At 39.6% G+C, this 11,642-nt stretch carries 12 protein-coding genes; 3 read left to right on the top strand and 9 right to left on the bottom strand.

The window, feature by feature from the left end:
* Positions 1-239 precede the first annotated feature (239 nt).
* The 9 genes from ureC to ureE all read right to left on the bottom strand — a co-directional run bounded on the left by ureC (position 240) and on the right by ureE (position 6,582).
* A complete protein-coding gene (gene ureC, locus PV763_RS16010) occupies positions 240-1,940 on the bottom strand; it encodes an urease subunit alpha (protein ID WP_004778074.1) in 1,701 nt (566 codons plus the stop codon).
* Positions 1,941-1,951: 11 nt separating this feature from the next.
* Positions 1,952-2,413 carry a GNAT family N-acetyltransferase gene (locus PV763_RS16005; protein ID WP_004778076.1) on the bottom strand — a complete coding sequence of 154 codons (462 nt, stop codon included), beginning with the start codon at positions 2,411-2,413 and terminating at the stop codon, positions 1,952-1,954.
* Between the two features lie 89 nt (positions 2,414-2,502).
* Positions 2,503-2,811, bottom strand: a complete 309-nt coding sequence (locus tag PV763_RS16000) for an urease subunit beta (RefSeq protein WP_004778077.1) — start codon at positions 2,809-2,811, stop codon at positions 2,503-2,505.
* A 19-nt stretch (positions 2,812-2,830) separates the two neighbouring features.
* Positions 2,831-3,133, bottom strand: coding sequence for an urease subunit gamma (gene ureA / locus PV763_RS15995; RefSeq protein WP_004778079.1), 303 nt, complete (start codon positions 3,131-3,133; stop codon positions 2,831-2,833).
* A 159-nt stretch (positions 3,134-3,292) separates the two neighbouring features.
* Positions 3,293-4,195 carry an urease accessory protein UreD gene (locus tag PV763_RS15990; RefSeq protein WP_420938201.1) on the bottom strand — a complete coding sequence of 301 codons (903 nt, stop codon included), beginning with the start codon at positions 4,193-4,195 and terminating at the stop codon, positions 3,293-3,295.
* A gap of 34 nt (positions 4,196-4,229) precedes the next feature.
* The gene (locus PV763_RS15985) at positions 4,230-4,802 is read right to left on the bottom strand and encodes a HupE/UreJ family protein (protein WP_004778083.1); all 573 of its coding nucleotides are present in this window, start codon (positions 4,800-4,802) and stop codon (positions 4,230-4,232) included.
* A gap of 12 nt (positions 4,803-4,814) precedes the next feature.
* Complete coding sequence (gene ureG, locus PV763_RS15980) at positions 4,815-5,429, bottom strand: urease accessory protein UreG (protein ID WP_004778085.1); 615 nt, start codon at positions 5,427-5,429, stop codon at positions 4,815-4,817.
* 18 nt (positions 5,430-5,447) lie between these two features.
* Complete coding sequence (locus tag PV763_RS15975; protein ID WP_004778087.1) at positions 5,448-6,113, bottom strand: urease accessory protein UreF; 666 nt, start codon at positions 6,111-6,113, stop codon at positions 5,448-5,450.
* Positions 6,100-6,582, bottom strand: coding sequence for an urease accessory protein UreE (gene ureE / locus PV763_RS15970; RefSeq protein WP_005090807.1), 483 nt, complete (start codon positions 6,580-6,582; stop codon positions 6,100-6,102). The genes PV763_RS15975 and ureE overlap by 14 nt, the downstream gene beginning before the upstream one ends.
* Before the next feature lie 623 nt (positions 6,583-7,205).
* Between ureE and PV763_RS15965 the strand changes: the two genes are divergently transcribed.
* From PV763_RS15965 to PV763_RS15955, 3 genes are read left to right on the top strand one after another with little or no spacing between them, the layout of a single operon-like run.
* Complete coding sequence (locus tag PV763_RS15965) at positions 7,206-7,847, top strand: hypothetical protein (protein ID WP_005265722.1); 642 nt, start codon at positions 7,206-7,208, stop codon at positions 7,845-7,847.
* The gene (locus tag PV763_RS15960; protein WP_420938200.1) at positions 7,837-10,020 is read left to right on the top strand and encodes a hypothetical protein; all 2,184 of its coding nucleotides are present in this window, start codon (positions 7,837-7,839) and stop codon (positions 10,018-10,020) included. Before PV763_RS15965 ends, PV763_RS15960 begins: the two co-directional genes overlap by 11 nt.
* The gene (locus tag PV763_RS15955) at positions 10,013-11,566 is read left to right on the top strand and encodes a hypothetical protein (RefSeq protein WP_420938199.1); all 1,554 of its coding nucleotides are present in this window, start codon (positions 10,013-10,015) and stop codon (positions 11,564-11,566) included. Before PV763_RS15960 ends, PV763_RS15955 begins: the two co-directional genes overlap by 8 nt.
* The last annotated feature ends 76 nt before the right edge of the window (positions 11,567-11,642 follow it).

Raw genomic sequence — 11,642 nt, 5'->3', positions numbered from 1 at the left:
TTTTGTGTGTAGGCTTCTTCATTTGAAAATTATATCGCTGAAAAAGCCTTTACAGATAGGTTTGTGCAACAAAGCCATCATAAATTATTAAATTTTACATTTTTTGGATTGTTAGCCCTTATAGAGGTAGTCGTATTTTCATATTTTAAAGATTATTTACTTTTCAAAAATACTAAAATTTAAAAAAGAGAAGCCTTTCATATTCAGAAAGGCTTTGTGAAATAGTGTTTTGGAAATGATTAAAATAAGAAGTAACGCTGCGCCATTGGTAACACTTCCGCAGGCTCACAAGTCAAATGCACACCATCTGCACGTACTTCATAAATCTCAGGGTCAACCTCCATTACAGGACAATAAGTATTTAACTTCATATCTGCTTTCGAGATATTACGCGTGGCTTTACAAGGACTAATCAACTTCTTTAAAGCCAATTGTTCATGTACGCCTTGCTCTATTGCCACTTGCGATAAAAAGGTAATGCAGGTGTTATGTACGCCACGAGGGTAAGCGCCAAACATCGGACGATAATGCACAGGCTGTGGCGTTGGAATTGAAGCATTAATATCACCCATCGGCGCAGCTGCAATCATTCCGCCTTTAATAATCATCGAGGGCTTAACACCAAAAAATGCAGGCTTCCATAAAACAATATCGGCTAATTTACCCACTTCAATCGAACCAACTTCATGGCTTAATCCATGGGTAATGGCAGGATTAATCGTATATTTAGCAATATAGCGCTTCACACGATTGTTATCGTGATTTTGATTATCACCTTCGAGTGGGCCGCGTTGCACTTTCATTTTATGTGCTGTCTGCCAAGTACGTAATATTACTTCACCCACACGCCCCATCGCTTGCGAGTCGGAAGACATCATGGCAATTGCGCCCATATCCTGCAAGATATCTTCTGCAGCAATAGTTTCACGGCGAATCCGACTTTCAGCAAAAGCAACATCTTCAGAAATTGCAGGGTCTAAATGGTGGCAAACCATCAACATATCTAAATGTTCATCAATGGTATTGACGGTATATGGACGTGTGGGATTGGTTGAAGATGGTAAAACATTGGGTTGACCAATTGCTTTTAAAATATCTGGTGCGTGACCACCGCCCGCACCCTCAGTATGGTAAGTGTGGATGGTCCGGTTATTAAATGCTGCTAAGGTTTCTTCTAGAAAGCCACTTTCATTTAGTGTGTCTGTGTGAATGGCAACTTGTACATCGTATTGATCCGCCACACTTAGACAGTTATCAATCGCGGCTGGCGTCGATCCCCAGTCTTCATGTAATTTTAAACCCACCACACCGGCTTTGATTTGTTCAGCGATTGGTTCTGGCTGACTCAAGTTGCCTTTACCTAACAGACCAATATTCATAGGTAAATCATCAATAGCTTGTAGCATGGTCGCAATATGCCATGGGCCTGGAGTTACTGTGGTTGCAGATGTTCCTGCGGCGGGGCCTGTACCACCACCAATCATTGTAGTTGTGCCTGACATTAGTGCTGTTTCAACTTGTTGTGGGCAAATCCAATGAATGTGAGTATCAATCCCTCCCGCCGTTAAGATTTGTCCTTCACCTGCGATGACTTCAGTTGCTGCACCTAAAGGGATTGTAATGTCAGGTTGAATATCAGGGTTACCTGCTTTACCTATTTTCCAGATACGACCATTTTTAAGTCCAACATCGGCTTTGACAATACCCCACCAATCGACAATTAAAGCATTGGTAATGACGGTATCAGCGACCTCATCAGACAATAATTGTGACTGTCCCATACCATCGCGAATGACCTTGCCACCGCCAAATTTAACTTCTTCACCATAAGTCGTGAGGTCTTGTTCAACTTGAATAAACAATTCTGTATCAGCTAAGCGAACTCTATCACCTACTGTAGGGCCAAACATTTCCGCATAAGCACGGCGAGACATTTTCATTAATATATTTCCTATTCTAGATTTTTTGGCTTTAGCAGCTTTTGCATCGGAATAAATTGAATACCCCATTTCTCCGTTAGCGCACCGACCACTTCAAATCCATATTTTTTATAAATATCGAGTGCATAATGACTTGAATTTATTGTGATTATATCGGGATCATTTTTAAGTATTTCTTGCTCTAAAAAGTCCCACATTTGTCGACCATAACCTTGACCGTGATATTCAGCTTTTAAGAAATAATGCATGACATGAGATGGAGCGATATACGCCAAATTCCCAACGATTTCTTCATTAATTTCTGCCACAAAATAATGAATAAGTGGTTGTTGGAAGATGTTTTTCAACATATCAGGTTTAAAGCGTTCACGTCCTTCTTCAGTCACGACAACATAATCGACAAAAGGTTCAATAACAGCAGCGATGGCTTCAACATCATCAACAGTTGCTGGGCGTATTTTCATTATTAACATTTAATTCTCTTATGCTTTTTCATGTACTTATTGAACTTATTACTAACAATAATTTAATTGTTCAACAAGACACTTGAGCATAAAAATAGTTAATCCAATTTACCCATAACACGCCCTGCAAACCCATACACCTCACGTTTACCTGCAAGTGCAACCAATTCGATATCTCGACTTTGGCCCGGTTCAAAACGAACTGCTGTTCCAGCAGCGATGTTGAGTCGATAGCCTCTAGCTTGCTCTCGATTAAATTGCAAAGCATCATTGGCTTCAGCAAAGTGAAAATGAGAACCGACTTGAATTGGTCGATCGCCTGCATTAGCAACACGCATTTTCAGTGTTTCTCGTCCGACATTCATTTCAATGTCTGAATCAGGCGTAATAATTTCACCAGGAATCATGGCTTACTCCTTATTTTTATTAGACAATGGGTTGATGAACTGTGACTAACTTTGAACCATCTGGAAAAGTAGCTTCGACCTGCACTTCTGCAATCATTTCCGCGACACCATCCATGACATCTTCACGACTTAACAAGGTTGTGCCGTAATGCATTAACTCGCTCACGGACATGCCATCGCGTGCGCCCTCAAGCAGTGCTGCTGAAATAAATGCAATTGATTCTGGATAATTCAATTTTAATCCACGCGCTTTACGACGCTCAGCAACAAGGCCTGCGGTAAAAATTAATAATTTATCTTTTTCAGTTGGATTAAGTTCCATAACAATTTCCTAATCTTCTAAAATGTAGAATGCAAAATGCGTGCAAATTCTTCTTCCGCTCTCGCACGTTTTGATTTTTAGTGTCCTAACCCAAAGGTAAAATGAACACTTAATCTATTAATCTTGCTAGACCTATCTACTTTCCAATGATGGCAAAACTTAAGTGCGCCAAATCCGTGGGAATTCTTCTGCTAGGTCATACCAATAGCGTCTTAAACGGGCACGGACTGCTGCAAAAGCATCATGGCATTCACGTACATCATCGCCTAAATAACGTGCACAAATCACATCATCTAACAGGGTTAAAGTCACCGCTAGATTCATCCGCATAATCAATTCACGGATTAATTCGATATGTTCAGCCAGTAATGTTGTTTGCCTTAAACGCGATGGTGCTACTGCCCAGAAACTTCCCATCACAGCATGTCCATTCATACCTAAACAGGATGTAAGCCACCGATCCTGCCCCTTAAAATTTAAACTATCTGCAACCAATAATTTGTCTGCACGATACAGCCTAAATTTGCTTTGGTATTGCCCTTGCTGAAAAATTTCACCACGTGCTTGTCGACCGATGACCAACATATCCCACCCAATAAAACTGGCCATTTCATCTAGATGAATATGTGTTTCAGAGTCTGCATTGGCACCATCAAAAAGCATGGTTTCTTGCGGTAACCATTCAAATGTCGCCTGTGCTGCGACATGTATATGAATATGCTGATAGGCTTGCTTGCCATTGGTTTTGTACCATTTTCCTGCACCGGGCGTGGTAACTAACGCATGCGCATTCGCCTCAACTTTCATATCAAAAGTCAGATGGTCTCCGCCAGCAATTCCTGCTGGTGGATGCACAATAATTGCATGGCAAATACCAGTTTTTTCAGGCCACAACATCTTCTGAACGCGTACAGGCCCATGATGCTTGCGATGCTGTAATTCGGTTCGATTTGACTGTACTTGATAGGCAAAACCAAGTTCCAAACAGGCATACCACAGTTGGCTGTTATGCTGTTGTTGTGTCGATATAAATTTTGTTTCGCTTAATACCAGATCATTCATTTGCATCTCCCTATTATTTGAGATGAATGAGGCATCAAGCTAAACCAATTACAGCAACAATAGCTGTCAAAGCACCAATCATTTGCTTACCATAAGGCACATATTTTTGAATAAATGCGCCGACGAGCAAACCGAATACGTATATAGATGCCATCGCTGTAACCATACCAACGACCAGTAAAACTGCCTGACCGCTTTGGCCAAGTTCCGTACCATGTGCGATGCCATGAAAACCGGCCAAAAGTGCAGCAATAAAAGGAACGGCTTTATTGGTTTTGGTCCAAAGAGCAACAGCCAATACAATTAACGACGCAATAATGCCGTTTTCAGCAATTGCTGTTGCTAAGTTGAATTGTGCACCGATCATAAAACCGACAATCATTGCGGCAGATAAACCGAATAATCCGGCCCATTTCCAGCGCTGGTGTGCAGTCCAAATCAATACGCCAAATGCTAACGCCATCATTAGATGATCAAGCCCTGTAAATGGATGCACAAAACCGCTGATAAAACTATTATGGCTATGCTCATGGCCTGGATGCGCCATTGCTACCAAGGGAAAGAATGCCAACGATGTGAAGGTAATTCTTTGCAATAATAACTTCATAGTGGATGCCCCTTATGCTTTAAACAAACCTTGTTTCTCAATAAAGCTGATGATGTCATTTAAGCCATCTTTAGTTTTCATATTGGAAAATAGAAAAGGTTTTTCACCGCGCATACGTTTCGCGTCTTGATCCATCACATCTAAATTTGCTCCAACCATTGGTGCAAGGTCGGTTTTGTTTATGATTAACAAATCAGATTTGGTAATACCGGGGCCACCTTTACGCGGAATTTTCTCCCCACCCGCCACATCAATTACATACAGGGTTAAATCTGAAAGTTCCGGGCTAAATGTTGCTGCCAAATTATCACCGCCACTTTCAATAATGATCAGTTCAAGGCCATCAAATTTTTCGCACAGGTCATCAATAGCCGCTAGGTTAATGGAGGCGTCCTCACGAATTGCGGTATGCGGGCAACCACCTGTTTCTACACCAACAATACGCTCAGGTGACATAGCTTCATGGCGTGTTAAAAAGTTGGAATCTTCTTTGGTATAAATATCATTGGTCACCACCGCCATATTGTATTTTTCACGCAGTGCCTGACATAAATTTAAAGTAAGCGCTGTTTTACCTGAACCAACTGGACCGCCAATACCTACGCGTAATGGGCTACGTTCTGTCATGTGAAATGTCCTTTATTTTTAAGATCTAAATAATCGTGAATATTGTGTTTCGTGTGCCATACTGAGCATGGCGTAATTAGGTAAGGCGCTACTGAGTTCAGCATCTTGCAGTGCTAAAGCACGTTCAATTGCCTCTGGAATCAGCCCATGCACATGCCATAAAATCCGTTGTCCACTCATCTGTCCAAGTGGTACAGTTTTCACGGCAGCCAACACCTGATTTTCAAGTACGGTAAAGGTATAAGCAGTCAAAACCTCTGCAACATCAAGTTCGAGTTGCCCACAAAGATGCGCATAGATGGGTACGAAACCGATCTGCTTTTTTAATTTCACAGGCTTTTTCAGCACATCACGAATCCACGCATTTAATGAAAATGCCAATTGCTGTGATTCAGCCAATAACTCTTTGCTTTCTCGACTTGCTCTATATAACTGCGCCCAGTATTCAAACTGCTCAGGCTGATCAAAAGATATTATTAGGCGTTTCAAAACGGGCAGCTCAAACCGTACCAAAAGCATTTCAAGCACTTCTTCAAAATAAGTAATGCTCGAGGTTTCATCAAAAATTAAGCTCTGATCAATCGCACTTTCTACCCCTTGAGAATAACAGTACGCCCCAATTGGTAGTGCCGTTGAGGACAAAGTCAACAGACTTAAAAGCTGTGAAGCATTAGGTGTGAACATGATGCAAAGCCTTAATTGGGCTTAATCTGTGATCATGCTGATGCTGTGCATAAGCACCGCTTTCAGGCTCAAATGGATGCATGGTTTCATATACCGTTAAACCAAGTCCAATTATCATTTCAGCCAATACATGATCTGGCTCAAAATACAGCGCCGTTGGTGTGAGCATTAAAGGGACGTGACGATTACCTAAGTGATACGCTGCTTTTAATAAATCAAAGCTGCTTGGTGCTTCTACTTTCATGAGTTTTTCTGCTTTGGCATCGACACGCAGTACATCACCCTCTTGAGTTGCGATATATGAACCGTGCCTTAAAATGCCGGTACGGGGTAAATCTGCACCAATATCGTGCCCGTTAGCTAAAGTTGCACGAAAACGGCTCTTTTGTCGTGTATCAAATGTCAGTTCAACTATCTCAACATTTTCTTGTACGACATTACCCTCAAGTCTTTCCGTATAGATTTTCATAAATACCCAATCTCAATTTCTTTTATCGTGATTCGTGAACTAAATTGATGCTAAATTCAGCATTAAATGAATGATTTGCATTAAAATAATGCACTATTCATGCCAATCTTATTTTGCCAAGCGTTTTATTTTTGCCGTGTCTATCTAATTATTTTGAAATTTGCTTCGTGCAAGACATCTTAATTATTAAAAAATATGTGATTGCCGATAATTATTCAGATGGCCATAAAAAAATCCCCCCATCGATGGAGGATTGTAGAAATAGAATTTATGCCAATCTAGCTAAGCATTAATACACATCTCGTCGGTAGTGACCGGCCTTACGTAAGGCATTAATTTGTTTAGCACCTAAAATTTCTACTAAAGCATCATCAATACCTTGGGCCATATTTAAACTACCACAGAGATAATACAAAACACGAAGAAACCAGCCACATTCACATCAAATAAAATCAATAACTTAAAATAAAAATTCCAAATACACCCTATTTCCCACCCGCTTTGAGCCTCTCAAATTCATCAAAAACCGCCCACATTTATAACCACTTTCTTGATCTTTTTATAAAAATTAAAAGTTTTTTGTACTTCTTGATCTAAGTTAAAAAAATCAGGAGGGCGAATAAATGAAGCCTACAAAAGCAAATTCTCAGCTAGCCAATAAAAGACCGTTTTATACAAAGGAGGTCATGATCCGTCCTTACCCGCCTCTGTTCAAAATTTACCAAAGCTACGCTCAGATTTTAAATGCCTCGCAACTGCCAACACACTTTCAACATGACGTGAGCCTAATATCTGCTACTGCACCTGCTCCAGCTGAGTTATTCGCAACAGATAACTTTCTTCTTGTTTATATAGCACAACAACAAAATATTCGAATCAAAGCTCGAAGCATTGTAGAAGCTGATGTAGACCTCATTCAGGTTCAATATCAACTCAGCAACACACTCTTTAAGTTGATGACTGAGCTCAAGATCAATCCACAGGCTCTTAATCCCGATAAGCTACTTCATAACTTAAATCAGTCTCTATCGAAACAAGCAATTTACGATGTGAATCAAAAGCTTTATGACAAACCCAGATGCAGTCTTTCTCGAGACCTACTCGCTAAGTTAATCGATTGCAGTCGTAATCAGCTACTTTATCGCCAGAAGCAAATCAACGGCACTCACGACCTACGAATTCAAGCACTCAAAAATAAATGTAAAGCACTCACGAGCGTACAACCATGCGCATCACAATTTTGGAGTTTAGACCATGAAAATTGAAAACATCATTGAGCGAATGCTAGATCATGAATTTTTTGATCAGGACTATCAAAATGCTATCGCACAGCACTTAAAACCTACAGTCTTAATCCCTGAATTAAAACCCTTATTGAAAACAACAGTCAGCTTCGATGCAGACTCTAAGTTTGAACTCCCAACAAAATTACCTCTCCCCCCAAGTGTGTCTAAACATCCGATCTGTGCCTATCTCTATTCAGTAGATCAGCATGAATATCCTATTATACAACGATGGGCTGTGCATAATTTACATGCAGCATGTATTCTTAAAGCAATTCCGAATCCGACTGAAAAGGATCACCAAACCACCATTATTAGAGTGTTTAATCGATTTAGATTAGCAAACGAAGCTTATGCCGCATCGCAACAAGGCAAACAATTGAATCGGTATCAGCAGGAATATTTGTGGTTATGGGAGCAATTGCCTAGCCATGAGATTACCTTGGCTGACTTCGTGAAGAGTTTACGGGAATTAGAAAACGACTCTAAACTCAATCGTTTTCAGTATCTATTACTGCTTGATATACGGCGATTCTATGATTATGTCTTAGCACTTAAACCCAAGAAACATTACTTAGCACCACCCAAGCACATCGATGAGCCAATTTATTTGGATGAACACAACGCCATTTTACACTGTCCATATGACATGCCTCAGAAACAGCATCCTGCTCTCTTTTATGAGGAATTACAGGATGAACAGCCAAATCAGCAATACTCCATCAATACAGCACAGGTATCGCCATTAACAAGCCAATCTAGTTTTTTACAACATCGAGTAAGTAAACTGACACAGCAACACATCATTAGACAACAGCATAATTTTAGCTGTAGTAAGCATTATCCAGACTTCAATAGCCTGAGCTTACTTGTACAACATTGTCATCAACTCTATTTAAATCATCAAAAAAAAAATAAAGCATATCTTTTTATCTTACTCAGTTTCTTGAGTGGTGTTCCTATTGAGCAATGGCTCTATCTACAATCCAAACAACGCTATGCACTCAATAAACGACAGAAGGTCATTTTTGAAAACGATCAATATTTTCTACGTTCCAAATTCACGCTGTTTGAGGACTCTGCTTTTGAATACAAAGACCAATTGCTTAATCAGGTAACCCATTTCGATTTACCTTTAGTCAAAGAGCTGGTAGAGGGTCTAAGACAACAGCCAATACTGAAGCAAGAGCAAGTCGCACATGCATTAAAAAAATGTCGGGAAGAACTCTTCATTCCGTCGTTATCGACTAAAAAAATAAGTGTTTTATTACATCACTGTATTTACCATTACACTCAAAATGAACAACTAGCCGACATTCTTACAGGCATCGATGCAAATCGATCAGTTTCTATTTCATATTGTTCGTATCCAATCTACCGTTTGCAGCAAAGCTATCAGGGTACAGTACATCAGCTATCAAAAGACTTAGCAAAAGAAATCTATGTCATCGATGATGAGCAACAAAGGTTTGGTAGTTGTAAAGCCCCTAAACCAGCAATAGTAACGGCTATATTTGCATACTTACAACATCAGATCATTCAAGCTGAACATCAAGGAAAAATGCTTGATATGTTTAATCACTATAATGTATGGCTTTGGCATATCTTATTATTGTTCAGTGCAGCTCGACCTGTCAGCGACTTCCCAGGTTTCTTAAAAAATTTCGATTTAAAACAACAATGGCTTTGGCTTTCAGATAAAGAAATTCACAGTAGAACAAATGATGGTCGATTAATTCCTCTATGTGATTTTGTTGTAAAGCAAATCCGCTTATTCATTACCTATTTAAATGAATTCCAACAACTGTACCCAGAGCATCAACCGTATATTCAAGAAATTTTAAGCAGTAAAAAGCCTCTCCTCAGTGTCTATCAACATGGACAATGGCAAGCACTTAGCCCTCATTTAGTCAACAGTTTCACTCGTATTATGCAACTTGATCATGCCAATTGGCTTAGGCATACAGCTCGTGCATATCTCACCGAAAAAGCAGATGAAAACTTCATTCTGGCTTTGTTTGGGCATGAGCAAAACCAACAAGAAATGGGGCAAAAATTCTCAAGTCTTTCGCTTCAACAATATAAAGAACTCGCCAACTGCCTCAACAATATGCAGCACGCTTACCAAATTGATGGGATGTATGAACATGCTTAAACAAAAACATTATGCACATGAACGCCGTACAAAGAATAGAGATCAAAAGCGCATAAAAGAGCACTTACAAATTCAAGCAATCATCGATGAATTTCTCTCCCAAGAAAAATTACAACAGACACAACAATCACAAAATTTCCCAGATCTCTATAACCAAGTGATTCAGCACTTAGAGCAACAAAAAGTAAGCTTTTCTTTAAAAAAGGCATTTTATCAGCACTTTCGCAAACACATTATTCAATACAACCGTGCCAATGATGCAGACTTACCATTACCAACGCAGCACCTCGTTTCTATTAAACGGACACCTTTAATATTTAATGAATCTTGGTTAGAGAATTCGAAATATCTCACCTATTTAAAAGAGCGACTCTGGCGTTATTGGCATACTACGGAACATTTTTCAGATGATGAAATTGTTGGCAATCTTCTTATCAGTGCAATCCTGTACGGCGGACTTTCACATCAAGCTAGCTTAAATGCTTTACTTGAACATCTCAAAACTGATGAAGAAATCTACTATGTTCAGGCATTACAATTTCCGCTTTTACTCTTAGAACCGCAATCACCCCATTATGGTGATTTGTACGATCCTAAGCATCCTCTCAAGAAATCACGAAATTTTGTACCTGACCGATTGACTCAACTGTGGATCCTTAGATTTAAAGCAAAGCCTATCGATATCCAATTTGATTGCTACGCTTATATCCGTTCCATTTTTAATGCATTAGAAATACCTTTCAATCAAAAGCAATTCAATCAACTCTTAGAAGCTTCCAGTCATTCATTGATGCAATTAGACAATGTCAATTTAAGTCCTGCGCTGACGCTGTGTTTATCTGAAGAGATTGAGACATGTGGCTTAAGCCCTAGTGCGTTTAAACGCTATCTTTCACCCCAGCTAATACTCTGCCATTCTGAACAAACTAAAGAGCCACTGTTCAAAAATATCAATTCCACGGCAAAAGAGGAACGATTACACACTGAAGATACTCTTGAGGCACTTACTGCTTTGCATAAACAGATTTTGAGGTTCTTCAAAAACAGCCATAAGACCTCCACAGATCTATATAACGTTCTACACAGCCAACATAACAGCCTGCCTGAAAATGGCAAACGGTTAGCTCTTTGGCTGTATAGCTTGTTTCATCCTGCTTTAGAAGATATTAAATCTATCGCTCAACTGTATCAGTTGGATTCAGCCAAATATTTGCACCATATCTCGCAACAACAAAAAATTAGATATTCTTCAATTTATAGCTACTACACAAAACTCGCAGAGACTTGGTTACTCCACAGCAATGACTTTATAGAAGAACCCAACCTCAATGATCATCTAGATGTGATCTACAAGCGCATGTTAAACGGCGTTGGTAAATCTAAATCACAAAAATTTGATCTCATAAAACGATTCCATCAATTTCAGCGTGTGTTATTTGATGCTGATGTGTTCCCAATGCAGAATGAAGGGTTTCATTTAAGCTCACCGAAAGCCGAAATCATCTCTGCAAAAACCTTTAAACAGCTGCTTGCCCAACTTAAATAGTAAGCGTCCGCTGAATCCCATACCAATTTTAATTCGATTTAGGTTTCCAGCAGTGTGGCAGCAATTCTTCAATTTG

Source organism: Acinetobacter sp. AS5 (genome assembly GCF_048957595.1).
Taxonomy (GTDB): domain Bacteria; phylum Pseudomonadota; class Gammaproteobacteria; order Pseudomonadales; family Moraxellaceae; genus Acinetobacter.
This window is presented reverse-complemented; position numbering and strand designations above follow the sequence as displayed.